General features: G+C 71.1%; 26 protein-coding genes. 14 read left to right on the top strand and 12 right to left on the bottom strand.

Features of this window, described 5'->3' with window-relative positions; translation table 11 throughout:
• Positions 1-87 precede the first annotated feature (87 nt).
• The 3 genes from ACFQVC_RS10070 (at position 88) to ACFQVC_RS10060 (ending at position 2,076) form a co-directional block, all read left to right on the top strand.
• Positions 88-1,284, top strand: coding sequence for a cytochrome P450 (locus ACFQVC_RS10070; protein ID WP_381829082.1), 1,197 nt, complete (start codon positions 88-90; stop codon positions 1,282-1,284).
• Between the two features lie 9 nt (positions 1,285-1,293).
• Positions 1,294-1,491 (top strand): ferredoxin, encoded by a 198-nt coding sequence (locus ACFQVC_RS10065; RefSeq protein WP_381829080.1) that lies wholly within the window; start codon positions 1,294-1,296, stop codon positions 1,489-1,491.
• A 69-nt stretch (positions 1,492-1,560) separates the two neighbouring features.
• Complete coding sequence (locus ACFQVC_RS10060) at positions 1,561-2,076, top strand: GNAT family N-acetyltransferase (protein ID WP_381829078.1); 516 nt, start codon at positions 1,561-1,563, stop codon at positions 2,074-2,076.
• 34 nt (positions 2,077-2,110) lie between these two features.
• Here the strand turns inward: ACFQVC_RS10060 and ACFQVC_RS10055 are convergent, their stop codons facing one another.
• Complete coding sequence (locus ACFQVC_RS10055) at positions 2,111-2,599, bottom strand: SbtR family transcriptional regulator (protein WP_381829076.1); 489 nt, start codon at positions 2,597-2,599, stop codon at positions 2,111-2,113.
• A gap of 101 nt (positions 2,600-2,700) precedes the next feature.
• On the opposite strand from ACFQVC_RS10055, the gene ACFQVC_RS10050 reads away from it, so the two are divergent.
• Together ACFQVC_RS10050 and ACFQVC_RS10045 are read left to right on the top strand one after the other, a co-directional pair.
• Positions 2,701-3,582 (top strand): fructosamine kinase family protein, encoded by an 882-nt coding sequence (locus ACFQVC_RS10050; protein WP_381829074.1) that lies wholly within the window; start codon positions 2,701-2,703, stop codon positions 3,580-3,582.
• 101 nt (positions 3,583-3,683) lie between these two features.
• Positions 3,684-5,402: a sensor histidine kinase gene (locus ACFQVC_RS10045; RefSeq protein WP_381829072.1), complete on the top strand. Its 1,719-nt coding sequence runs from the start codon at positions 3,684-3,686 to the stop codon at positions 5,400-5,402.
• 79 nt (positions 5,403-5,481) lie between these two features.
• Here the strand turns inward: ACFQVC_RS10045 and ACFQVC_RS10040 are convergent, their stop codons facing one another.
• The 5 genes from ACFQVC_RS10040 to ACFQVC_RS10020 all read right to left on the bottom strand — a co-directional run bounded on the left by ACFQVC_RS10040 (position 5,482) and on the right by ACFQVC_RS10020 (position 9,905).
• A complete protein-coding gene (locus ACFQVC_RS10040) occupies positions 5,482-6,204 on the bottom strand; it encodes a response regulator (RefSeq protein ID WP_381829070.1) in 723 nt (240 codons plus the stop codon).
• Between the two features lie 155 nt (positions 6,205-6,359).
• Positions 6,360-6,818, bottom strand: a complete 459-nt coding sequence (locus ACFQVC_RS10035; protein WP_381829540.1) for a Crp/Fnr family transcriptional regulator — start codon at positions 6,816-6,818, stop codon at positions 6,360-6,362.
• Positions 6,819-7,030: 212 nt separating this feature from the next.
• Positions 7,031-7,621, bottom strand: a complete 591-nt coding sequence (locus ACFQVC_RS10030; protein ID WP_381829069.1) for an Rv1733c family protein — start codon at positions 7,619-7,621, stop codon at positions 7,031-7,033.
• Positions 7,622-8,227: 606 nt separating this feature from the next.
• Positions 8,228-8,890, bottom strand: coding sequence for a TetR/AcrR family transcriptional regulator (locus ACFQVC_RS10025; RefSeq protein WP_381829067.1), 663 nt, complete (start codon positions 8,888-8,890; stop codon positions 8,228-8,230).
• 55 nt (positions 8,891-8,945) lie between these two features.
• Positions 8,946-9,905 carry an alpha/beta fold hydrolase gene (locus tag ACFQVC_RS10020; protein ID WP_381829065.1) on the bottom strand — a complete coding sequence of 320 codons (960 nt, stop codon included), beginning with the start codon at positions 9,903-9,905 and terminating at the stop codon, positions 8,946-8,948.
• 136 nt (positions 9,906-10,041) lie between these two features.
• Between ACFQVC_RS10020 and ACFQVC_RS10015 the strand changes: the two genes are divergently transcribed.
• From ACFQVC_RS10015 to ACFQVC_RS09995, 5 genes are all read left to right on the top strand, one after another.
• Complete coding sequence (locus ACFQVC_RS10015) at positions 10,042-10,971, top strand: enoyl-CoA hydratase-related protein (protein WP_381829063.1); 930 nt, start codon at positions 10,042-10,044, stop codon at positions 10,969-10,971.
• Positions 10,972-11,081: 110 nt separating this feature from the next.
• Complete coding sequence (locus tag ACFQVC_RS10010; protein WP_381829061.1) at positions 11,082-11,732, top strand: HAD family hydrolase; 651 nt, start codon at positions 11,082-11,084, stop codon at positions 11,730-11,732.
• 29 nt (positions 11,733-11,761) lie between these two features.
• Complete coding sequence (locus ACFQVC_RS10005) at positions 11,762-13,000, top strand: acyl-CoA dehydrogenase family protein (RefSeq protein WP_381829059.1); 1,239 nt, start codon at positions 11,762-11,764, stop codon at positions 12,998-13,000.
• A complete protein-coding gene (locus tag ACFQVC_RS10000) occupies positions 12,997-13,782 on the top strand; it encodes an SDR family oxidoreductase (RefSeq protein WP_381829057.1) in 786 nt (261 codons plus the stop codon). The genes ACFQVC_RS10005 and ACFQVC_RS10000 overlap by 4 nt, the downstream gene beginning before the upstream one ends.
• An 82-nt stretch (positions 13,783-13,864) precedes the next feature.
• Positions 13,865-14,182 carry a putative quinol monooxygenase gene (locus ACFQVC_RS09995; RefSeq protein WP_381829055.1) on the top strand — a complete coding sequence of 106 codons (318 nt, stop codon included), beginning with the start codon at positions 13,865-13,867 and terminating at the stop codon, positions 14,180-14,182.
• Positions 14,183-14,255: 73 nt separating this feature from the next.
• Here ACFQVC_RS09995 and ACFQVC_RS09990 read toward each other — a convergent pair whose 3' ends face one another.
• From ACFQVC_RS09990 to ACFQVC_RS09970, 5 genes are all read right to left on the bottom strand, one after another.
• Entirely contained in the window at positions 14,256-15,215 is a 960-nt protein-coding gene (locus tag ACFQVC_RS09990; protein WP_381829053.1) for a phosphotriesterase family protein, read from the bottom strand.
• 179 nt (positions 15,216-15,394) lie between these two features.
• The gene (locus ACFQVC_RS09985) at positions 15,395-15,955 is read right to left on the bottom strand and encodes a GNAT family N-acetyltransferase (RefSeq protein ID WP_381829052.1); all 561 of its coding nucleotides are present in this window, start codon (positions 15,953-15,955) and stop codon (positions 15,395-15,397) included.
• Positions 15,956-15,957: 2 nt separating this feature from the next.
• Positions 15,958-16,935 (bottom strand): helix-turn-helix domain-containing protein, encoded by a 978-nt coding sequence (locus ACFQVC_RS09980; protein WP_381829538.1) that lies wholly within the window; start codon positions 16,933-16,935, stop codon positions 15,958-15,960.
• Between the two features lie 176 nt (positions 16,936-17,111).
• Complete coding sequence (locus ACFQVC_RS09975; RefSeq protein WP_381829050.1) at positions 17,112-17,297, bottom strand: hypothetical protein; 186 nt, start codon at positions 17,295-17,297, stop codon at positions 17,112-17,114.
• Positions 17,298-17,331: 34 nt separating this feature from the next.
• On the bottom strand, positions 17,332-17,850 hold the full coding sequence (locus ACFQVC_RS09970) for a hypothetical protein (RefSeq protein ID WP_381829048.1): 519 nt from the start codon (positions 17,848-17,850) through the stop codon (positions 17,332-17,334).
• A gap of 354 nt (positions 17,851-18,204) precedes the next feature.
• Between ACFQVC_RS09970 and ACFQVC_RS09965 the strand changes: the two genes are divergently transcribed.
• Positions 18,205-19,005 (top strand): alpha/beta fold hydrolase, encoded by an 801-nt coding sequence (locus tag ACFQVC_RS09965; protein WP_381829046.1) that lies wholly within the window; start codon positions 18,205-18,207, stop codon positions 19,003-19,005.
• A 369-nt stretch (positions 19,006-19,374) separates the two neighbouring features.
• On the opposite strand, the gene ACFQVC_RS09960 is transcribed toward ACFQVC_RS09965, so the two are convergent.
• Positions 19,375-19,776: a DUF5997 family protein gene (locus ACFQVC_RS09960; protein ID WP_381829044.1), complete on the bottom strand. Its 402-nt coding sequence runs from the start codon at positions 19,774-19,776 to the stop codon at positions 19,375-19,377.
• Between the two features lie 58 nt (positions 19,777-19,834).
• Here ACFQVC_RS09960 and ACFQVC_RS09955 point away from each other — a divergent pair, with 58 nt between their 5' ends.
• From ACFQVC_RS09955 to ACFQVC_RS09945, 3 genes are all read left to right on the top strand, one after another.
• A complete protein-coding gene (locus ACFQVC_RS09955) occupies positions 19,835-20,674 on the top strand; it encodes a LysR substrate-binding domain-containing protein (RefSeq protein ID WP_381829042.1) in 840 nt (279 codons plus the stop codon).
• A gap of 69 nt (positions 20,675-20,743) precedes the next feature.
• Positions 20,744-21,838 (top strand): NAD(P)H-dependent amine dehydrogenase family protein, encoded by a 1,095-nt coding sequence (locus ACFQVC_RS09950; protein WP_381829040.1) that lies wholly within the window; start codon positions 20,744-20,746, stop codon positions 21,836-21,838.
• Between the two features lie 8 nt (positions 21,839-21,846).
• Positions 21,847-22,326: a carboxymuconolactone decarboxylase family protein gene (locus ACFQVC_RS09945; RefSeq protein ID WP_381829038.1), complete on the top strand. Its 480-nt coding sequence runs from the start codon at positions 21,847-21,849 to the stop codon at positions 22,324-22,326.
• The last annotated feature ends 30 nt before the right edge of the window (positions 22,327-22,356 follow it).

The raw sequence follows: 22,356 nt of genomic DNA, 5'->3' as shown, positions 1-22,356 counted from the left end.
ATCTGGCCGGTGCCGACGTGGACGAGGTAGATGCCTGAGGCATCCAATGGTGAGAGGCAAGACGGCGCTTCGCAAATGAGGTCATTCATGACGGAAGCAGTGGCTTTCCCCCAGGACCGTGCGTGCCCCTACCACCCGCCCACAGCCTACGAACCCCTCCGCGCGGCCCGGCCGCTGACCCGCGTCACCTTCTACGACGGCCGTTCCGTGTGGGCGGTCACCGGACATGCGGCGGCCCGCCAACTCCTCGCCGACCAGCGGCTGTCCAGCGACCGCAGGAACAAGTCCTTCCCCGCGCCCACGGAACGCTTCGCCGCCATCCGTGACCGTGGTGTCGCCCTGATCGGCGTCGATGACCCGCTGCACAACGTCCAGCGCCGCAAGCTCATCCCCAGCTTCGCGGTCAAGCGGATCAACGCGCTGCGCCCCAGGATCCAGGAGACCGTCGACCGGCTCCTCGACGCAATGGAGGAGCAGGGAAGCCCGGCCGAGGTGGTGAGCGCCTTCGCGCTGCCGGTGCCCTCCATGGTGATCTGCGCCCTCCTCGGGGTGCCCTACGCCGACCACGACTACTTCGAGGAGCAGTCCCGGCGCCTCCTGCGCGGCCCGCGCGCCGAGGACGTCGAGCGGGCCAGGGGTGAACTGGAGGGATACTTCCACCAGTTGATCGAGCGGAAGTGGGGCGACCCCGGCGACGGCCTCCTCGACGACCTGATCAGGGAGCACCGCGCGACTCCCGCCGGGGATACGGCCGACCGCGACGAACTGGTCAGCCTGGCCGTCATCCTGCTCGTCGCGGGCCATGAGACCACCGCCAACATGATCTCGCTCGGCACCTTCACGCTGCTCCAGCATCCGGAGCAGCTCGCCCAACTGCGGGCCGACGAGACGCTGATGCCCGCCGCCGTCGAGGAGCTGCTGCGCTTTCTGTCGATCGCGGACGGCATGCTGCGGGTGGCGAAGGAGGATATCGAGGTCGCGGGCCGGACGATCCGGGCCGGCGACGGCGTCGTCTTCTCGACCTCCCTCATCAACCGTGACGCCGACGTGTACCCGGAGTCCGAAGAGCTGGACTGGCACCGGGCCACCCGCCACCACCTCGCCTTCGGTTTCGGTATCCATCAGTGCCTGGGCCAGAACCTCGCCCGGGCGGAACTCGAGATCGCCCTGCGGGCCTTGTTCCGGCGGCTGCCGAAGCTGGAACTCGCCGTGCCCGCACAGGAGATCCCCTTCAAGCCGGGCGACACGATCCAGGGAATGCTCGAACTCCCCGTCACCTGGTAGGAGATGACGATGCGGCTTCATATCGAGAAGGAGCGGTGTGTGGGCGCCGGTATGTGCGCCCTCACCGCGCCGGGCGTCTTCACTCAGGACGACGACGGCCTGAGTGAGGTGCTGCCCGGCGGTGAGTACCGCGACGACGGCGACACCCTGGTGCGCGAGGCGGTCCGGGCCTGCCCGGTGCAGGCCATCGCTGTCGACGGGCCCTGAAGATAGCTGTCGACTCAACCGGTCCCGCGACAGTTGTCGTAAGTGTCACAACGGCTATAGGCTCATTACATGGCGCGGATACGGCAGGCAGTGGTGGACGACGTCGCGGAGCTCGTACGGCTGCGGGCCCTGCTCTTCGAGACGCTGGGCGGAGACTTCTTCAACCCGGCCTCGCAGGAGGACGATTGGCGCCACAACCTCGCCACCGTCCTGAAGGAGCAGGTGACTTCGGACTCCGTGCGCATTCTGGTCGTGGACAGCGAGGGCAGTGAAGGCGGCGAGGACGGCGAGGACCGTGAAGGCGGCCGGCGCGGTCTCGCCGCCTGCGGTATCGGCACCATCGAGCAGCGGCTGCCGGGCCCGCATCTGCGCAACGGCCGGATCGGTCATGTGATCGGAGTGATCACCGATCCGGCCCACCGGCGGCGCGGACACAGCCGGGCGATCATGCAGGGCCTCCTGGACTGGCTCCGCGAGCGGGAGGCGGCCCGCGTGGATCTGTACGCCTCCGCCGAGGGCGAGCCGCTCTATCGCGCACTCGGTTTCGACGACCACCCCGACCCGGCCCTGTGCTGGCGCCCATGAGGGCCACTCGGCCGGAGCCCTGCCACCGCCACCGTCACCCCGCCTGAGGCCGGGGCAGGTGGTGGAGCTCCAGCGGGACGGGCGGCGGCAGCGGCTCGTCGGCGTCGCCGGTGCTGAAGGACTGCAGCAGCAGGGCGACCAGGCGGCGCGACGCGGCGGCGGCCGCCTCGGGCGATGCGGTGGCGACACCGCTGTTGGCCGTGAGGACGAGCGCGAGATCGCTGCTGTCGAAGTCGGGGCGGAGCCGCCCGGCGTCCTTGGCCCGTTGCGCGAGCACCGCGAACCCCCGCTCGGCGCGCTCGCGTTCACGCTCGAAGTCGACCGCGTCAGGGAATGCCGTCAGGAAGGCCGCGCTGAAGCCCCGGTCGGCGACATGCATGGCACACACCTTCTCGATGACCGTGCGGAAGCCCCGCCAGGGATCGGGATCGGCGAGCGCGTCGTCGACGACCGACACACAGTCGCCGAGCTGACCGGCGAAGAGCATCGCGCCCTTGAGGCAGGCGGTGTCCGGGGCAAGCATGTGGTGCGGGTGATCTGAGCGCCGGGCCGCCGCACTTCCCGGTGTACGTTGACGAAAAGCGACCATCAGTAAGCGACCACCAGTGAATTCACGAGGTACAGGTGACCCCGCGACACGACACGGACGGCGCCGAGTCGCCGGGGGCCGTGGCGGCACGGCTCACCGGGCGGCCGGTGGTCGGGGAGCGCCGGCTCTCCGGGACGCTCGCCGAAGTCACCCTCGGCGACGGGCGGTTGGTGATGGTCAAGCGCGGTGACGACCCCGGCGCCGCGGTGGCCGAAGCGGCGGGCCTGCGCTGGCTCGCCGCCGCCGGCACGGTCCGGATCCCGGCCGTGCACGGCCACGACCGGAACTGGCTCGTCACCGACCGGATCGCGTCCGTACCGCCGAGCGCCCGTGCGGCCGCCCGGTTCGGCCGCGAACTGGCCGCTCTGCACGACACCGGCGCGCCCGCGTTCGGCGCACCGCCGCCCGACGGCCCGCAGGACGCGTACATCGGACGTGCCCCCATGCGCAACGTCCCCGGCGCCGACTGGCCCCGCTGGTACGCCGGACACCGGGTGCTGCCCTATCTGCGCCGCGCCGTCGACGACGGCACGGTCCGCGCCGCCGAGGCCACGGTGATCGAGACGGTCTGCGAGCGGCTGCCCGAACTGGCAGGTCCGGCGGAGCCGCCCGCCCGGCTGCACGGCGACCTGTGGAACGGAAACGTGCTGTGGGGCGACGACGGGCGGGTCTGGCTGATCGACCCGGCCGCGCACGGCGGCCACCGCGAGACCGACCTGGCGATGCTCCAGCTCTTCGGCTGCCCCCACCTGGCCGAAGTCCTCGACGGCTACCGGCAGGTGGCCCCGCTCGCCGACGGCTGGCGCGAGCGCGTCGGACTGCACCAGCTGTTCCCGCTCCTGGTGCACACCGTGCTTTTCGGCCGCGGCTACGCGGAGCAGGCCCTGGCGGTGGCCCGCGCGAGCCTCACCGTGTGAGTACGCATTCCGTTTCCCCTGACGGGACGGGCCACTACCGTGGGCGCGGGGATGTCTCGCCGGCTGCCGGCAGCCGGCGCGCGTAGGGGCGGAGGAACGTCATGGGTGGGGACGGGGTCGAGGAGGCGGGGCAGTTGCCCCGGCTGAGGCTCGATGAGCTCCTCGGAGAGCTGCAGATACGGATCGACGCGGTCCTCGGCACCCGCGACCGGCTGCACGGGCTGCTCGAAGCCGTGCTCTCGGTCGGCAAGGAGCTCGATCTGTCGCAGGTGCTGCGGCGGATCGTGGAGGCCGCGGTGGTCCTCCTCGACTGCGAGTACGGCGCACTCGGAGTGATCGGGCAGGACCGGCGCCGGCTCTCCCGCTTCCTGCCGGTGGGCGTCAGCGACGAAGTATGGGCACAGATCGGCGACTTGCCCTCCGGTCACGGCCTGCTCGGCGAGCTGATCCGGCACCCGGAACCCCTGCGCCTGGCCGATCTGTCCGAGCACCCGGCGTCGTCCGGCTTCCCGGCACACCATCCGCCGATGGGCAGCTTCCTGGGAGTGCCGGTCCGCGTGCGCGACGAGGTGTTCGGAAATCTGTATCTGACCGAGAAGCGCGGCGGTGAGTTCGACGCCGAGGACGAGGCCGTCCTGTCCACCCTCGCCGTCGCCGCCGGAGTGGCGATCGAGAACGCCCGCCTCTACCAGGAGGTGCGGCTTCGGGAGAGCTGGCTCGCGCTGAGTGCCGAGTTCACCTACAGCCTGCTGTCCGGCGTGCACGAGACCCAGGTCCTGAAGCTGATGGTGGAGCGGGCCCGGGAGATCACCTCGGCCGAACTCGGCGTGGTGGTCCTGGTGGTGGAGGGCAGCGACGAACTGCGCGAGGCGCTCGCGCTCGGTCCCGACGTCGAGGTGCACCGCGATGTGCTGCTGCCCCGTGAGGGCACCCTTGCCGGGGAGGCCCTGCGGGTGGGGGAGCTGGTCACGACCGCGGACGTACGCAAGGACCCGCGGGTCACCTACCACCCGGACCGGTGGCACGGACTCGGCCCCGCCGTGGCGGTGCCCATGGGGACCAGCGGGGGAGTGCGCGGCGTCCTGGTCCTCGCCCGGCGCGCGGAGCAGCCGCCCTTCACCGAGGCCGAGACGGCGCCCCTGCTCGGATTCGCGGGCCAGGCGGCCCTGGCGCTCGAACTCGCGGACCGCAGGCGCGACGCCGAGCAGATGAGCGTCCTCGAAGACCGTGACCGGATCGCCCGCGACCTGCACGACCTGGCGATCCAGCGGCTGTTCGCCTCCGGGATGACCCTGCAGAGCGCGCAGCGGTTCATGACCCATCCGCAGGGCGCGGAGCGGCTCGGCCGCGTGGTGGACGACCTGGACTCCACCATCAAAATCATCCGGTCGACCATCTTCGCCCTGCGCTCCCACGAGGCGACCCCGGGCGGCAGCGGTCTGCGGGTGCGGGTGGTACGGGCGGTGGAGGAGTCGGCCGCGGTGCTCGGCTTCACGCCCGCGCTGCGGATGGAGGGGCTGATCGACGTCGATGTGCCGGCGGCGGTGGCCGACGACGTGGTGGCCGTGCTCGGTGAGGCCCTGACGAACGCCGCCCGGCACGCACGGGCCACGAGCGTCGAGGTCGCCCTTGTCGTACGCGAGGGCCGGCTGACCCTGACCGTCCTCGACGACGGCGTGGGCCTGGACGCCGAACAGCGGCGCCGCAGCGGCCTGCGCAACCTCGCCGAACGCGCCGAGCGCCGCGGCGGCGAACTGACCCTGGAACCAGGCGATCCGGTCGGCGGTATGCGGCTCACGTGGCGGGTGCCGCTCTCCTGAGACCGTTCTTCTGGGTTCGCTCTCCTGAGTCCGCTCTCCTGGGTCCGCTGTTCTGAGTCCGGTTCGTCAGTCCGGTTCGTCAGTCCGGGTTCCCGCCGTCGCCGCCCGCCTGGGTGAACTGTGCGGCGATGACGGCGGCCTGGATACGGCGTTCGACGCCGAGCTTGGACAGCAGCCGGGAGATGTTGTTCTTGACGGTCTTCTCGGAGAGATAGAGACGCTTGCCGATCTGACGGTTGGTGAGGCCCTCGCCGATCAGGGTCAGGATCTCGCGTTCGCGTGCCGAAAGACCGGTCAGGCGCGGGTCCTCGGCCGCCGCGGAACCCGTGTCGGGTCCGCGCAGATTGCTCATCAGACGGGCGGTGGTCGCCGGGTCGAGCATCGACTGGCCGGAGGCGACCGTGCGTACCGCCGAGATCAGGTCGGAGCCCTTGATCTGCTTCAGTACGTAGCCTGATGCCCCGGCCATGATGGCGTCGAGGAGCGCGTCGTCGTCGTCGAACGAGGTCAGCATCAGGCACGGCAACTCGGGCATGTGGGAGCGCAGTTCGCGGCAGACGGTGATGCCGTCGCTGTCGGGCAGACGGATGTCCAGGATCGCCACGTCGGGCCGTAGGGCCGGTCCCCGTATCAGCGCCTGCTCGCCGGTGGCGGCCTCGCCGACGACCTCCATGTCGGGCTCTGCGTCGAGCAGGTCGTGCAGACCTCGGCGTACCACCTCGTGGTCGTCGAGGAGGAAGACACGGATCGTGGAGTCGGCGGATCTGGGCTGTTGTTGCGGGTGGGGCTGGGGGTCGGGCATGGAGGCTCCCTGCGAATGATTGCTCCCGTCGGACGATCGTGTCGTACGCGGACGGGGAGTACCAGGGCCGGATGGTCCCGGACGCCGACAGCCTGCCGGCACCTGCCACTCGGCAGGGGCGGGCTGCTCAGCGCGGGCTGCTCAGCGCGGGCCGCTCAGCGCGGGCCGCCGCTGCCGTAGGGCGCGTACAGGTCGAGGATCCGGGTACGGGTGGCGCGCAGCCGGTGCGCGAGTACCTTGCCCACCCAGTGGCCGACCTCCCTGCCGAGCGCGGGATCGTCCTCGCACATCAGCCGTACCGCCAGGGCGTCGAACTCGTAGGCGCGCACCGGGCTCACCGCCACCGCGCCGAGCTGCCACACGTACGGCGGGAACATCCAGGACCAGCCGATGAGTTCACCGAAACCGAGCGTGTCGATGACGGGGGCGCGGCGGCCGGGGACGTACATGTCGAGGGCGACGGTGCCGCTGCGGACGATCCAGAACCGGTCGGCGCGCCCGCCCTGCTTGAACAGCCGCTCGCCCTGCGCGATGGCCACCTCGCGGGCGATGTACATCAGCCGGACACGATGCTCGACGGGGAGTGTCTGGACCGTCCTGCCCGTCGTCGCGATCGGAGCCGGAGCCGGAGCCGGAGCCGGAGCCAGGGCCGGAGCCGGGGCCGGGGCCAGGGCCAGGGCCGGGGCCGGAGGGGGAGCGGGAGCCGGAGCCGGGGCCCTGGCCGTGATCGCGGTCAGGGCATGGGCCGCGGCCGGGACCGTGGCGCCGGTGATGGTGGCCGGTATCGATTCCTGTATCGGTGTCGTGGTCATGGTCGTGTCTCCGTTCAGCTCTTGCGGTGGTCCCACTCCGGTCCGGCCCGCTCCCATGCCTGCTCCCACTCGGCCATCCGCCGGGCCTGGGCGACGCGCCGTACGACGAGGCGGGCGGCCAGTACGAAGAGGGCGAGCGAACCGGACGCGGTGACCGCCACGGCGAGGGTCTGCGCCCATACGTCGGAGGAGTTCGCGGGCGCCGGGACGATCCGGCCGTGCGGGTCGAGCCAGATCCGTACGTGCTCCCCGCGGTGTGTTCCCGCCGGCACCGTCGCCGTCCCCGAGTGCGCCTTCTGGTCGGCGCCGGTCCAGGTGACGGTGGCCCGGTACTTGCGCGGGGGGCCGATGTCGTGGGACGACACGGATCTCAAGCGCGGTGTGTCCTGGGCCAGTTCGGCCCGTACCGGACGATTCCCGGCTGTCTGCCGCGCGGCCGCGGCCCGGCCTTCGGCATGGGCGGCGAGGCCCGCGGCGATCCCCGCCGCGGGGGTGCCGAGCAGCAGCGCGAGCCCGAGCGCCAGGACCGTCCAGGCCTCCACCACGTCGGAGCGGCGGCGCAGTTCGTTGCGGCGCCAGCGCCAGAACCGCACTCGGGTGCGCATGGGTGTCAGCTCCCGCCACGGCCGTCGGGACGGCCTCGGCCGGGCAGCCGCGTGACTGTCATCTTCCCCCCTGCTCCCCAACAGGCTGGTGCGCTCCCGACAAGCCTCGGGTGCGGCGGCGCCGGGACCCAGGGGCTGCCGGGGTACAGAGCAGGGCCGACCGGCCCACCAGCGGCGGGACGTGGACGAAGCGGTGGTGACGCCGGGCGGCAGGGGGCGGCTGAGACGGCCGCCGCCGGGGCTTATGCGCCGCGCCGGCGGCGGCCGGGCGCGAAGACCGCGGCTCCCCTCCGCACTGTCTTCGCGTTTCCGCCCTGTCGGCGCCGGGGCGCGCGGGAGGTCGCCCCGGCCGTTGATGGACCGAAAGGGCGGAAGCCGGGGCCGCGAATGTCGGCGAAGCGGCTCCGGCTGGCCGAGAGCTGGGAGTTGTGTCACCAGGTCCGGGGGCCGGGGACCGCGCGGGGATATGCGAGCGGCAGTGGCTGCCGGGCTTCCCCGAGGAAAGCGTAGGCCCGTCGGCGGACGACGGGAACCACCGTTCTTCGGCCAACTCGCGGCGATGGCCGATAATACCCCCCTGGGGTGCGCCGACTCTCGGACTTCCGGTCAGGCCTCAGGCGCCGTTTCCGGCTCCGGATCGCCGAGCTGGAGTGCGTTCGCCCAGATCTGGTTGAGCGTGGTGACGAGCCGCTCGAAGGGAATCCGCTGGCCGAGCACGAACACCATGTAGGCCATGCGGCTCACCATCACGGACAGGGCGTGCGCGGTCACCAGCGGATCCAGGTCCCTGTCGGCCTCGCCGTCGTCCTGGAGGGTGCGGATCAGTTTGGCGTTGCGCCGGGCGAAGGCGTTGCCGCGCTCGATGCGCAGCTTCATGAACTTCTCGTCGATCTGGGCCACTTGCTCGAACAGGGCCATGAGACGGGCGTTCTTCTTGTACGCGCGCAGATACTCACGGTTCGAGGCGTCGATGAGCTTCCGGGTGTCGGTGATCCCGGTGCGCTCCCGCAGATGCGGATGCAGCATCTCCTCCTGCACCTGCTCGACGAGCGCCTGGAAGATCTCTTCCTTGCTGGTGAAGTAGGTGTAGAAGGAGCCCGACGCGACGTGGGCCGCCTTGGAGATATCGGTGATCCGGGCGTCGAGATAGCCGTCGCGCTCGAAGACCTCGCGGGCGGCGGCGATCAGGGCATTGCGCGTCCTGACGCCGCGGGCGCTGCGTGGCGTGGTCTTCTGGCCGCCGTCTGCGGCCGGGGCCTGGGCAGCCAATGCGGTCCATCCACTGTCGTTCGTATGTCTGCGTAGCCGGTGGCTGCGGATGCTATCAGCCGAGCCCATCGAGGAACCCCAGGAGAGCGGCGTTCACCTGCGCGGGCCGCTGCTGCTGGACCCAGTGGCCCGCGCCGTCGAGAACGACGTGCCCGCGCAGGTCGGTGAGGACCTTCTCCAGCGAGTGGGCCGGCATGAAGTGCGCGACGGGATCCTTGGAGCCGGTGACGAAGAGCGCCGGCGGGGTGATGGGGCGTCCGTCCAGGTGTGTGGTGAGCTCCCAGTTGCGGTCCAGGTTGCGGTAGTAGTTGAGGCCCCCGGTGAAGCCGGTCTCCTCGAACGCCCGGACGTAATAGGCGAGTTCCTCCTCGCTCAGCCATGGCGGGGGCGGCAGCTGCTCGTCGCTCCTCGCGGCCCACTCGGCGGAGTAGACCTCCTTGGATACGAGGGTCCTGCGCACGTTCCGGCTCAGGGCGCGGTCGGCCACGCCCGGCTCCTGGAACCACAGGAAGTAGAAGTCGTCACCGAGGCGCGAGCGCAGGATCGGCAGCGGCGGCGCCGGTGCGCGCGGGGTCGCAGGCACGCTCAGGCCCGCCACCGCGCGCACCCGCTCCGGGTACGCCCAGGCCATGTGCCAGACCACGGACGCGCCCCAGTCGTGTCCCACGAACACCGCGTCGTCCGCCCCGGCGTCGTCGAGAAGCCCGGCGAGATCCGCGCAGAGCGTCAGTACGTCGTACGCGTCGACGTCCGCCGGCCGTGAACTGCCGCCGTAGCCGCGCAGATCGGGGGCGAGCACCCGGTACCCCGCCGCGGACAGGGCGAAGATCTGGTGCCGCCACGAGAAGGCCAGCTCGGGAAAGCCGTGGCACAGGACCACGAGGGGCCGCTCCGGCCGGCCCGGTGGCGTCGGCCCTTCCGGCCCGTGCTCGAAGACCCGCAGGGTGATGCCGTTGGTCGCGACGTCCCGCGCCGTGAGGCGCTCCCAGTCGGCCAATGGCAGGTGTGTGGTCATCGGGGCAGCTCTCCCTCGTGTCGGCCGGCCGCCGAACTCGCCCTGCCGCAGGGTGGGTTGGCGGTACGTGTGCCACGTATTGAACTTGACGTTGAGTTCAAATATACAGAGGGCGGTCCGCCTGAGGAGGTCGTCCATGGTGAGCGCATCCGCCCCCGAACCGCAGCAGCCGACGGTCCTCGCCGAACGGCGAGGGCCCGTCCTGGTGCTGACCCTGAACCGCCCCGACCGGCTGAACGCCTGGACCGACGAACTGGAGGACCGCTACTTCGCCCTGCTCGACGAGGCAGAGGCGGATCCGGAGGTACGGGCCATCGTCCTCACCGGAGCCGGGCGCGGCTTCTGCGCGGGCGCGGACATGGCGGAACTGCAGCGGATCGGCGCCGCTCAACAGCCGGCCGAGGATGCGGTTGACGTGCCTGCCGAGGGGGCAGCTGACGCGTCGCCAGAGGGGGCTGCCGACGTGCCTGCCGAGGGCGCTGCCGATGTGCCGGACGGGCAGTCGCCCGGTGCCGGGCCGCCGCGGCGCGAGCGTCCCCGCTGGTTCCCGCTGACCCTGCGCAAGCCCCTGATCGCGGCGGTCAACGGGGCCGCGGCCGGGCTCGGCCTGGTCCAGGCCCTCTACTGCGACATCCGGTTCAGCACGCCCGACGCCAAGTTCACCACCGCCTTCGCGCGCCGCGGGCTGATCGCCGAGTACGGCGTCGCCTGGCTGCTGCCGCGCCTGATCGGGCCGAGCCGGGCCCTTGATCTGCTGCTCTCAGGGCGTGTGCTGCGCGGCACGGAGGCGTACGAGACGGGCCTGGTCAACAAGGTCGTCGCGGCGGACCGGATCCTCGACGAGGCGGTGGCCTACGCCACCGAACTGGCCACCTGGAGCTCACCCACCTCGATGAGCGTGATGAAACAGCAGGTGTACGAGGCGCTCGACACCGACTTTCCCACCGCGGCGGCCCGCTCCGAGGCGCTGATGCTCGACTCCTTCCGGCATCCCGACGCCGCCGAGGGCGTCACCAGCTACCTGGAGCGCCGCCCGCCCGCCTTCGGCCCTCTCGGCCCCAAGTGACGCACGGCCGGTGGGGGTTGTTCTGCTTCATTGAACTTGAATCCGGATTCAAGTAGCGTGCGGCAGGGCCGGACCGGAACGCCGGAACGCGCACCCATGGAGGAGTCCTGATGACCGACACCCCCGCGAACGCCCCCGCGTGCAGCGCGGTGCTCTTCGACTTCGGCGGGGTGCTGACCACCAGCGTGGTCGCCGCCTTCGGGGAACTCGGACGTGAACTCGGCGGCGACGAGCGGCTGTTGCTGCGGCTGCTCTCGAAGGACGAGGAAAGCAGCGCGCTGCTCGTGGCGCACGAGGAAGGGCGCATCGGTGAGAGCGAGTTCGAGGACGGATTCGCCGCGCGTCTGCGGGCGCACGGGGCGACCGTGCGAGGACCCGGACTCGTACGCCGGATGCAGGCCCGCCTGCGCCCCGACCCGGACACGATCGCCCTCGTGGCGAAGGTGCGGGCCGAGGGTCACCGGGTCGGGATGCTCTCCAACTCCCTCGGCGACGACTGCTACGCGGGCTTCGACCTGCCCGCGATGTTCGACGCGGTGACCGTGTCCGGCGAGATCGGGGTCCGCAAGCCCTCGCGCCGCGCCTACGCCATCGCCTGCGAGCGGCTCGGCGCGGCGCCGGAGGAGACCGTCATGGTCGACGACCTGGAGCAGAACATCACCGCGGCGGCCAGGATCGGCCTGGCCGGGATCGTGCACCGCGACGCCGCCACGACGGCCGCCGCGCTCTCCCGGCTGCTCGCCCCGGCCACCCCGCACTGACATCGCAGACTTCGGCAGACTTCAACCGTATGACCGTGGGAGGACCCGTGTTCGACCTTTCCGACAGGGCCAAGGAGTACCAGGACGAGCTGCTCGACTTCATGGCCGAGCAGGTCTACCCGGCCGAGCCGGTGTACGCCGCGCAGATGGCCGAGTCCGGCGATCCGCACCACCATCCGCGGATCATCGAGGAGTTGAAGACCGAAGCGAAGAAGCGCGGCCTCTGGAACCTCTTCCATCCGCACCCCGAGTGGGGCGCGGGCCTGACCAACCTCGAATACGCGCCGCTCGCCGAGATCATGGGCCGCAGCGCCCACCTGGCTCCCGAGGCCACCAACTGCAACGCCCCCGACACCGGAAACATGGAGGTCCTCACGCTCTTCGGCACCGAGGAGCACAAGGAGAAGTGGCTCAAGCCGCTGCTCGCCGGGGAGATCGCCTCGGCGTTCGCGATGACGGAGCCCGCGGTGGCGAGTTCGGACGCCCGCAACATCCAGATGCGCATGGAGCGCGACGGCGACGACTATGTCCTCAACGGCCGCAAGTGGTGGACCTCCAACGCCCTGCACCCGCACTGCGAGGTCCTCATCGTCATGGGCAAGACCGCCCCCGACGGCCCGAGCCACCGGCAGCAGTCGATGATGGTCGTGCCCCTCGACACCCCGGGCGTCACCGTGGTGCGCGGTCTGCCGGTCTTCGGCTACCAGGACCGCGAGGGCCATGCCGAGGTGCTCTTCGAGAACGTGCGAGTGCCGCGTACCGCGCTGCTCGCCGGCGAGGGTGACGGCTTTATGATCAGCCAGGCACGGCTCGGGCCAGGGCGTATCCACCACTGCATGCGCTCGATCGGCATGGCCGAGCGGGCCCTCGACCTGATGATCGACCGGGCGCAGGCGCGGACGACGTTCGGGGCGCCGGTGGCGGAGCGGGCCAATATCCAGGACTGGATCGCCGAGGCCCGGATCGAGATCGACATGGCACGGCTGCTCACGCTCAAGGCCGCCCACCTGATGGACACGGTCGGCAACAAGGAGGCCCGTACCGAGATCGCCGCGATCAAGGTGGCGGCGCCCCAGGTCGCCCTGAAGGTCGTCGACCGGGCCATCCAGGTGCACGGCGGCGGGGGAGTCTCCGACGACTTCCCGCTCGCCTCCATGTACGCCCATCTGCGCACCCTGCGGCTCGCGGACGGACCCGACGAGGTGCACAAGCGGACCATCGCGCGGCGTGAACTGCACCGCCGAGAGGCCGGGCGGGGCGAGGCGTGAGCACCCCGGACGGACGGGGCGCGAGCTCCCTCGAAGGCGCACTCGAAGGGCAGGTCGCCGTGGTCACCGGTGCGTCGCGGGGCATCGGCCTCGCGGCCGCCGCGGCCCTGCGCGACCGCGGTGCCCAGGTCGTGGTGACCTCACGCAGTGCCGAGCGCGCCAAGGAGGCCGCGGACCAACTCGGGCCGGGAGTGGCCGGGTTCGGCGCCCACGCCACCGACGAGGACGCCGCCCGCGCCTGTGTCGACTTCACCCTGGAGACTTACGGACGCCTGGACGTCCTGGTCAACAACGCCGGTACGAACCCCGCGTACGGCCCCGTCGTCGACCAGGACCACGCCCGCTTCGCGAAGACGATGGACGTCAATCTGTGGGCGCCGATCCTGTGGACGTCGCTCGCGGTGAAGGCCTGGATGGGCGAGCACGGCGGCTCGGTCGTCAACACCGCCTCCATCGGCGGCCTTTCGGTCGCCCGCGATGTCGGGATCTACCATGTCTCGAAGGCGGCGCTGATCCATCTGACCAGACAACTCGCCCTGGAACTCGGCCCGAAGGTCCGTGTCAACGCCATCGCCCCCGGCATCGTCCGTACCCGCCTCGCCGAGGCCCTGTGGCAGGAGCACGAGGACCAGGTGGCCGCCGCGACCCCGCTCGGCCGCATCGGCGAACCCCGGGACATCGGCGAGGCGGTCGCCTTTCTCGCCGGTGCGGGCGCACGCTGGATCACCGGCGAGACCCTCGTCATCGACGGCGGCCAGCTGCTGGGCGCGGGACCTCTGTGACCGCCCCGGCCCGAGCACCGCGCAGCCCGGAACGCATCCGGGGCATCCACCCGGAGCCCACCCTCACGAGGAGCACGCACTCATGTCGTACGTCGTCATCGCCACCATGATCGCCAAGCCGGGCCAGGAGGACCTCGTGGAGAAGACCCTGCGCGAGGCGGCGGCCGAGGTGCACGCCGAACCGGGCTGCGCCCGCTGGGCCCTGCACCGCAGGACCGGATCCGCCGGTCACTTCGTCATGGTCGAGAAGTGGGAGTCCAAGGAGGCCCTCGCCGCTCACGGGAAGGCACCCGCGCTCGCCGGTATCGGGCGGGTGCTGAAGGACGCCCTGGAGGGCCCGGCCGATGTCGTGGTCTACGACGCGCTGCCGGCGGGTGACGCGGGCAAGGGCGCGCTGTAGCGGCAGCCGGTACGCGGAACATGGGGCGCGGGCACCGCAGTTGACTGTCCGGGGGCCCGCGCCCGCCGCGCGCTCAGATCTCGAAGTACCGCCGCGGGTTGGCACGCAGCATGGTGTCGATGTCGTCCTCGGTGAGGCCCTTGGCGAGCAGTGCGGGGATGACGTCCTCGCTGATGTGCCGGTAGTTCCAGTGCGGCGCGATGACGTTCCGGTCCACGGGGCCGAACCAGTCGATGGTGCAGGACGCGTCGTGGGCGAGGGTGAGGCGGTCGGTGTAGCCCCGTCGTACCAGCTCCACGACGGTGTCGACGCGGTCCTCGAACGACAGCAGCGGATCGAGGCCGAACCGGTCCATGCCGAGGAAGGAACCGGCGTCGGCCAGCCGCATCAGATAGTCGAGATCGGTGGTGTCGCCGCTGTGCCCGATGATCACCCGCGCCAGGTCGACACCCTCCTCGGCCAGCACCCGCTGCGCGACGAGCCCCGACTGCGAGTGCGGGTGGGTATGGACGGTGATGGGCGTGCCGGTGGCCACGGAGGCCTGCCCCACGGCCCGCATCACGCGCTCGACACCGGCGGTGAGGCCCGGCTCCTCGATGGCGCACTTCAGGAACGCGGCCCGTACGCCCGTGTCCGCGATCCCCTCGGTGAGGTCCTTCACGAACAGCTCGACCATCGGCTCCGGCATCTCGAACATCTGGCCAGGGCCTGCGTACTGGAACTGGAAGGGCACGTCGTTGTACGTGTAAAGCCCGGTGGCGACCACGATGTTGAGCTCGGTGCGGGCCGCGATCCGCTGGATCCGGGGGATGTTGCGCCCCAGGCCGAGCACGGTCGGGTCGAGGATGGTGTCGATGCCGAGGGCCTTGAGCTCGTCCAGCTTGCCGACCGCTTCGTCGACGACCCGGTCCTCGTCCCAGTCCGAGTAGTTCTGCCGGAACTCCTCGCCCACGATGACGACATGCTCATGGACGAGGACGTTCCCAAGCCCGGCCGAGTCCACCGCGCCCCGCGCCGTCCGCACTTCCGCCATCCGCAGCACCTTTCGGTGGTCGGCTTGTTTCGGTGGTCGGCTTGCCGACTTTGACGCCGGATTCAAGTTCTGCCGAGCGTGCCGGGCGCGGGGCGGGACGTCAAGACGTCACGCAGGACCCTCCGTGCCGGACGTCGGTCGGGGGCGCCGCGTGCCGAAGGCCTCGGTCCGAAGAGCGCTCACGTGCGTTGCCGGGCGGCCCGCCACTCCGGTGCGAGCACGGACCAGATCTCCATGTCGAGCCGCTCGCCCCGGTACAGGTAGTTGTCCCGCAGCACGCCCTCCTTGGTGAGGCCGAGCCGGCGGGCCACCGCGATGCTGGGGGCGTTCGCCGACGCGCACCACCACTCCACGCGATGGATGCCGCGCTCCTCGACGGCCCAGTCGAGAAGGACCCGCACGGCGCGGGTCACCAGACCCCGGCCCGTGGCCGCCGGCTCCAGCCAGCAGCCCGCTTCGGCGATGCCCTGCTCGAAGTCGAGGGTGCGCAGGATGACGGCGCCGACGAGCTTGCCGTCCGTGCGGATGCCGAGGATGCGGCCGGTGTCGGCGGCGGTCTTGTCCGCGTACGCCTGGAGGTACGAACGGCTCGACTGCACGTCGGTGATGATGTCGGGGAGGCCGTTGTAGCGGCCGATGAACTCCCGTCCCCGGTCGATATGGGCCAGGAACTCCTCGGCCTGCCAGGGTTCGAGCGGGCCGAGCTCCGCGCCGTCGTCGCCCAGGGAGATCGTGTACATCGTCACCTTCCGCTGCTGTCCGCTGTTGTTCGCGGCCGTTGCCGGCCGTTCGTGGCTGCCGTGTGCGAGTCGCCGCCCGTCGACGTGTTCTCCAGGGCGGTACGCAGCCAGACGTCGATGCTGCCGGGAGTGGGCTCGGGCGGCCCCGACCGCGGGGCGGTCGCTTCGGCGACGAGCTGCCAGTAGCGGTCGATACGGGGCTCGGCGGCGAGCCGGCGCACGAGCAGCCGCCGGAAGCCGGGGGTGTCGTGTGTGCCCAGGCACCGGGCGTGGGCGGTCACGAAGCAGTCGAGGGCCTCGCCCCGGTGCGGTGAGCGTCCGGCCCGTATCCGGGCCGAGGCGAGGGAGTAGGCCTCGATGAGCCCTTCGTAGAGCATGGCGGGACGCTCTCCCGACTCCCGCCGGTGGGCCTCGGGCTGGGCCTGCGCCTTGCCCGGGCGGGCGTCACGGACCAGGGCGTGGAGCCGGGCGAAGGCGAGCACCTGGGACGGGGTGGGGTCGGCGGGCAGCTGGGGTACGGCCTGGTCGACGATCGCGGAGACCAGGGGACCGGGGATCCGGGACGGCTGCAGCCAGCCCCGCCAGAAGCGCGCGAGGGCGGCGGTGCTGGGCGGTGTGGACATGCCCCCGATCAGCCGGAGCCGCTCGGCGCGCTCCTCGGCGGTGCAGTCCTGAAGCAGCTGGAGGGCGGCCTCGCGCCAGCGCAGCGCGGTGAGTTGGGAGCCGAGCTCGCGCAGCTGCCCCGCGACGATGTCCTCCAGCGTGTCCTCCTGGTCGAGAACCCGGCCGACATCGGGCACCGGCAGATCCAGACTCCGCAACGAGCGGATGAGCCGGAGCCGGTCGAGCGCCTCGGGTCCGTAACGCCGGTGACCACCGCTGCTGCGGGTGGCCTCGGGCAGCAGTCCGCGGTCCGAGTAGAAGCGCACGGTCTTGACGGTGACCCCCGCACGCTCGGCGAGCTCCCCGATGCTCCACATGCCGTCGAAAGACAATGCCCGACCTCCCCCAGGTGCAGGGACCAAGCCTACGACGTCCTCGCACGGCACTCGCAGGGTCCTCGCAGGGAGCGCCGCGACGCTCCCGCTGTGCCGGAGGGGCCCCACAAATCGCTTGCGGGACCCCTCCGGAAATTCAGCCCAACCGGGCGTTTCTGTCAGCGTCGCCCTCGGGACGCGATCCAGGCCGCCAACAGTCCACCCGGTACGGCAATGGCCAAGTACAAGGGGACCGACTCCATCAGGCTGCCGTCGCTCGACTTCAGCTCACCGCTGATGAGCAGGCCGAGAAAGAACACGAAAATGGCGACCAAAAAGCCGACGGCCGAAGTGCGACTCTTCACATTCGCCTCCTGACCCGCTCGGCGCCCCTCAAACTCAGTAGCACTTAACACCCTTGGGCCTGCCGGTGTACGAGAACTTCATCTCCACACCTTTCTTGCATTTGTCGATCCCCTCGTTGCCGAGCGAGACCATGTAAGTGTAAACACCCGCGGCGACGGCACCGCCGATCCCCCCGGTGATCACACCGATGATCCCGGCCGCGGTTGCCGCAGAGCCCGCGTTGATCGCCTTGGCCTGCGACTTGCTCAGCTTCACGTACACGTACCAGCCGAAGCTGACCCCCCGCAGCACCGGACCCTCCTCGTCCCCGGGCAGGTCACCGCGCACCACCGTGACGACATCGGAATCCTTGAACGCCTCAACGGCCTCCTCGTAGGTGTAGCCCTGAGACGCGAGATCCACATATGCGCCCTGCCCGTTGACGGCCGCCGGCTCGACCGGCTTCACCTCCACCGGTCGGGCCGTTGCCGCAGGAGCGGCCCCGACGAGAACGGCACCGGCAAGAACGGCAGCACAAGTCGTCCGGAAAAGACGGGACTTGGTCACAGACACGCTATTCCCCATATTCAAAAGATGGCAGGATCCGCCGAGTTCGGGCGGAACGGTGACAGTTCATCATGTTGCGAAGAAATTGCCACAGGACCTAAGTCCCTGCCGTCCGGGACCAACTTCCTTCCGGTTTACCAAGCCGTTGCCGACCTATTGGAACCCATTCCTTGCCCAGCCCGTCCATGAACCTCTGCTGCCCAACTCGGCCCTGTTCGTCTGCTGGTTGCTGACCCGTGACGGTCGGTTGAGCGGTGGGGCGGGGCTTGAATCTCCCCCAGCTGGAGTTCCTACCGTGACCGCGAGCGCGGGCGGCCGAGGTGGCCGGGCGTGCGGGCCGTGACGTACGAGGAGGCATTCATGACGGCGTTCGTGCTGGTGTCGGGCGGGTACACCGGGGGCTGGATCTGGCGGGACGTGGCCGCGCGGCTCAGGGAGTCGGGTGCCGAGGTGCACCCGGTGACGCTGACCGGAACGGGGGAGCGGCGCCATCTGGCGGGCCCGGGAACGGACTTGGCCCTGCACATCGAGGACCTGGTGCAGGTGATCGACCACGTGGAGGCGCCGGAGGTGGTCCTCGTCGGCTACTGCTACGGCATCTATCCGGCCGTCGCCGCCGCCGAGCGCCGGATGGACCGGGTCGCCCGGATCGTCTATCTGGACTCGCCCATGCCGCAGGACGGCTACTCGGTCCTGGGCCAGGTCCAGGAGCAGATGGCCGACGAGGCCACGAAGGACCGGATGCTGCAGCAGGCCGAACGGGCCGAGGACGGCTGGCGGATCCCGGTGCCGACCGGGGAGGAATGGCAGGCCTGGGGCAATCTCGCGGGCGTGTCCGAGGAAGGCCTCGAACGGCTTCGGCGGCTCGCCTCGCCGCAGCCGCTCGGCACGCTCATCCAGCCGATGGAGCTGTCGGGGGCCACCGCCAAGCTGCCGACCACCGGTGTCTTCTGCACCGACGGCGGCACGATGGACATCGCCACCCTGGAGGCGCTGGTGGCCTCGGGGGCCCCGCTCGTGCAGGATCTCGTCGACCCCCGTGTGGGTTTCTTCGAGCTCGCCACCGGGCACTGGCCGATGCTCTCCACGCCGGACGAACTGGCCGAGGTGCTGCTCCGCGCGGCCGCCGACGAGGGGCACCGGCTGACCGGCGCGCCGTGAGGAAGGCAGCGGGGCGAGCCGTGCGGTGAGCGGTGTGCCGTCACCGTTCCGCGCTACGGGGCGACCGGTGACGGGGGCGATCGGTGACAGGGTGCGGCGGGTGCCCTGAGCGTGTATCCGGTGAGGGCGTGCGGCGCGGAGGCGCCGGCCGTACGGGGGTCGGCCATGGGCGCGTCCGGATCGGCGCGTGCGCCAGGGTGCTGTGGCCCTGTATCGGAGAGCCCGCACGGAGTGCGGCGCGGACTGTCCCGTCCTGCCGCCTCAGCCGTGGGGCGTGTCCCCGCCGGCGCGAGCCGCGCCGCGCACCGGCCCCGTCAGTCGTTCCGGGGCCTCGTCAGTCGTTCCGGGAACCGCCCCCGGCGGAGCGCGTCAGTTCTGCTCCGTGGCGCGCTGCGCCTTCTTCTCCTGCATCTCCTTGATGCGCACCGATTCCTTGCGCACCTCCGCCTGGGTGGCGCGCTCCTTCTGGAGCCACTCGGGGTTCTCGGTCTTCAGGGCGTCGATCTGTTCCGTGGTGAGCGCCTCGGTGACCCCGCCGCGGGCGAGGCCCGAGATGGAGACGCCCAGCTTGGCCGCGACCACCGGGCGGGGGTGCGGGCCGTCGCGGCGCAGGTCGCGCAGCCACTCGGGGGGATCGGTCTGCAGCGCGTTGAGCTCGCTGCGCGAGACGACGCCCTCCTGGAACTCGGCGGGGGTTGCCTCGAGGTACACACCCAGCTTCTTCGCCGCGGTGGCGGGCTTCATCGTCTGGGTGTTCTGGTGCGAAGTCATGATGTCCAGGGTATCGAGCGCCTGCGCGACCGCTGACCACGCCCGGTAACCTGGCGGAGTGACAGACTCCGCAGACTCCCCCTCGTTCCGCCTCGCGTACGTCCCGGGAGTGACCCCCGGCAAGTGGGTGCGGATCTGGAACGAGCGGCTGCCGGACGTTCCGCTCACTCTCGTCCAGGTGACGCCCGCCGAGGCCCCGGACGTTCTGAGGGACGGGGGCGCGGACGCCGGTTTCGTCCGCCTTCCCGTGGACCGTACGGTCTTCTCGGCGATCCCCCTCTACACCGAGACCACGGTCGTCGTGGTTCCCAAGGATCACCTCGTGTCCGCCGCCGACGAGGTGACGACCGAGGATCTGTCCGACGACATCGTGCTGCACCCCCTCGACGACACCCTCGGCTGGGAGCGGCTGCCGGGGCTGCCCGCGATCGAGCGACCCGCCACGACGGCCGACGCCATCGAGCTGGTGGCCGCGGGCGTGGGCGTCCTCGTCGTGCCCCAGTCCCTGGCCCGCCTTCACCACCGCAAGGACCTCACGTACCGCACCGTGACGGACGCCCCCGAGTCGAGCGTGGCCCTGTCGTGGCCGGAGGACAGGACCACTGACCTGGTGGAGGACTTCATCGGGATCGTCCGCGGGCGGACCGTGAACAGCACCCGCGGCCGCGCCCAGACCGACGCCGGGCGCCCCGAGTCCCCCGGCGGCGACCGCCGCAAACCCGCGGCGGGGGGCAGGTCCCAGGGCAGGACCGCAGGCAAGAGCGGAGGCAAGGCCCCCACCAAGGCGGGCGGCAAGAATCCGCGTGGCCGTTCCGGCGGTGGCGCCTCCAAGGGCGGTGCCCCCAAGAGTGGTGCCCCCAAGAGCGGCGGCCGCGGCAAACCCCGCCGCCGTTCGTAGCCCAGTACCGCTCCAGGAACCTCCAGCACGCCCCTAGGAACCTCGACGCCCCCTCGCTACCCTCCGCGCATGATTTCCACGGTTGTCTGGGGTACCGGGAATGTCGGTCGCGCGGCGATACGTGCCGTCGACGCCCATCCGGGGCTCGAGCTCACGGATGTCCTCGTGCACGACCCCGCGAAGGTCGGCCGTGACGCCGGCGATCTCGCGGGGCTCGGCGATGGCGACGGCACGGGCGGGATGCTCGGTGTCGTGGCGCGCGACGACGTGGACGCGGTGCTCGGCGCCCGTCCGCGCGCGGTGGTGTACGCGGCGTCGGGGGATCTGCGCCCCGACGAGGCCCTCGACGACATCACCCGCGCGCTCAGGGCCGGCGCCGTGGTCGTCACGCCCGCCCTCTACGCGCTCTACGACCAGCGCGGCGCACCGCCGGAGTTCCGTGACCCGGTGCTCGCCGCCATCGCCGACGGCGGCGGTTCGCTGTTCGTGTCCGGGGTCGATCCGGGCTGGGCCAACGACGTCCTGCCGCTGCTGGTCACCGGGGTCGGCACGCGCGTCGACGCGGTCCGCTGCCAGGAGATCTTCGACTACTCCACGTACGACCAGGAGGAGTCGGTGCGCCATCTGGTCGGCATGGGGCACCCCATGGACTACGAGCCGCTGATGTTGGCCGAGGGCATTCCGACGATGGTGTGGGGCGGGCAGATCCGGCTGATGGCCAGGGCGCTCGGGGTCGAAGTCGACGAGATCCGCGAGACGTTGGAGCGCCGTCCGCTCGACACGGCCGTGACCACGAGGACCATGGGCGAGTTCGCGGCCGGGACACAGGGCGCGGTGCGGTTCGAGGTGCAGGGCGTCGTCGGCGGCGAGCCCCGCATCGTGATCGAGCACGTCACCCGTATCCACCGCTCCTGCGCGCCGGACTGGCCCGTCGCGCCCGGCGGCGGTGACGGGGCGCACCGCGTGGTCGTCGAGGGGCGGCCGCGGATCGAGGTCACCGTGGAGGCCACCGACGAGGGCGAGAACCGGTCCGCGGGCGGCAACGCCACCGCGGTCGGCCGCCTCGTGAACGCCATCGACTGGCTGGTGGAGGCCGGACCCGGTCTCTACGACGCGCTCGACGTCCCGCTGCGTCCCGCAGCCGGCCGCCTTGGAAGGAAGTGACGACGCGCATGCAGATCGACATTCCCGAGGGCAAGGAACCGATCACGTACGTGTGGGGGGAGATGGTCCCCGGTATCGGTACCGCCGCCGCGGAGTTCTCCCTCGCCGTGTACGCCCACACCACCCTGGGGCTGCGCGAGTTCGAGGCCGCGCGGCTGCGGATCGCGCAGATCAACGGCTGTCTGTTCTGTCTCGACTGGCGCACCGACCGCGACGGCGACAAGGTCGAGGACGGCTTCGACGAGGCGGTGGCCCAGTGGCGTACCACCGCCGTCTTCGACGACCGCACCCGGCTCGCCGCCGAGTACGCGGAGCGGTACGCCCTGGACCACCACGGACTCGACGAGGAGTTCTGGGACCGGATGCGCGCGCACTACAGCCAGCCGGAGATCGTGGAGCTGAGCATGTGCCTCGGCTCCTGGCTGGCGTTCGGGCGGCTCAATCATGTCCTCGGCCTCGACGCCGTGTGCGTGCTGCCCGGTCACTGAGGTTTCCGGCTTCCGGTTCCGGGTTCCGGG

The sequence above is a fragment of the Streptomyces monticola genome (assembly GCF_042665355.1).
Classification (GTDB): domain Bacteria; phylum Actinomycetota; class Actinomycetes; order Streptomycetales; family Streptomycetaceae; genus Streptomyces; species Streptomyces monticola.
This window is presented reverse-complemented; position numbering and strand designations above follow the sequence as displayed.

Coding starts and splice junctions, on each gene's coding strand:
- ACFQVC_RS09950 (WP_381829040.1), top strand. CDS start 20,744: ATGATTTCCACGGTTGTCTGGGGTACCGGGAATGTCGGTCGCGCGGCG.
- ACFQVC_RS10030 (WP_381829069.1), bottom strand. CDS start 7,621: ATGCGCACCCGAGTGCGGTTCTGGCGCTGGCGCCGCAACGAACTGCGC.
- ACFQVC_RS09990 (WP_381829053.1), bottom strand. CDS start 15,215: ATGGCGGAAGTGCGGACGGCGCGGGGCGCGGTGGACTCGGCCGGGCTT.
- ACFQVC_RS10070 (WP_381829082.1), top strand. CDS start 88: ATGACGGAAGCAGTGGCTTTCCCCCAGGACCGTGCGTGCCCCTACCAC.
- ACFQVC_RS10045 (WP_381829072.1), top strand. CDS start 3,684: ATGGGTGGGGACGGGGTCGAGGAGGCGGGGCAGTTGCCCCGGCTGAGG.
- ACFQVC_RS10020 (WP_381829065.1), bottom strand. CDS start 9,905: ATGACCACACACCTGCCATTGGCCGACTGGGAGCGCCTCACGGCGCGG.
- ACFQVC_RS09995 (WP_381829055.1), top strand. CDS start 13,865: ATGTCGTACGTCGTCATCGCCACCATGATCGCCAAGCCGGGCCAGGAG.
- ACFQVC_RS10060 (WP_381829078.1), top strand. CDS start 1,561: ATGGCGCGGATACGGCAGGCAGTGGTGGACGACGTCGCGGAGCTCGTA.
- ACFQVC_RS09945 (WP_381829038.1), top strand. CDS start 21,847: ATGCAGATCGACATTCCCGAGGGCAAGGAACCGATCACGTACGTGTGG.
- ACFQVC_RS10015 (WP_381829063.1), top strand. CDS start 10,042: ATGGTGAGCGCATCCGCCCCCGAACCGCAGCAGCCGACGGTCCTCGCC.
- ACFQVC_RS10055 (WP_381829076.1), bottom strand. CDS start 2,599: ATGCTTGCCCCGGACACCGCCTGCCTCAAGGGCGCGATGCTCTTCGCC.
- ACFQVC_RS10010 (WP_381829061.1), top strand. CDS start 11,082: ATGACCGACACCCCCGCGAACGCCCCCGCGTGCAGCGCGGTGCTCTTC.
- ACFQVC_RS10040 (WP_381829070.1), bottom strand. CDS start 6,204: ATGCCCGACCCCCAGCCCCACCCGCAACAACAGCCCAGATCCGCCGAC.
- ACFQVC_RS09985 (WP_381829052.1), bottom strand. CDS start 15,955: ATGTACACGATCTCCCTGGGCGACGACGGCGCGGAGCTCGGCCCGCTC.
- ACFQVC_RS10065 (WP_381829080.1), top strand. CDS start 1,294: ATGCGGCTTCATATCGAGAAGGAGCGGTGTGTGGGCGCCGGTATGTGC.
- ACFQVC_RS09960 (WP_381829044.1), bottom strand. CDS start 19,776: ATGACTTCGCACCAGAACACCCAGACGATGAAGCCCGCCACCGCGGCG.
- ACFQVC_RS10005 (WP_381829059.1), top strand. CDS start 11,762: ATGACCGTGGGAGGACCCGTGTTCGACCTTTCCGACAGGGCCAAGGAG.
- ACFQVC_RS09965 (WP_381829046.1), top strand. CDS start 18,205: ATGACGGCGTTCGTGCTGGTGTCGGGCGGGTACACCGGGGGCTGGATC.
- ACFQVC_RS09980 (WP_381829538.1), bottom strand. CDS start 16,935: ATGTGGAGCATCGGGGAGCTCGCCGAGCGTGCGGGGGTCACCGTCAAG.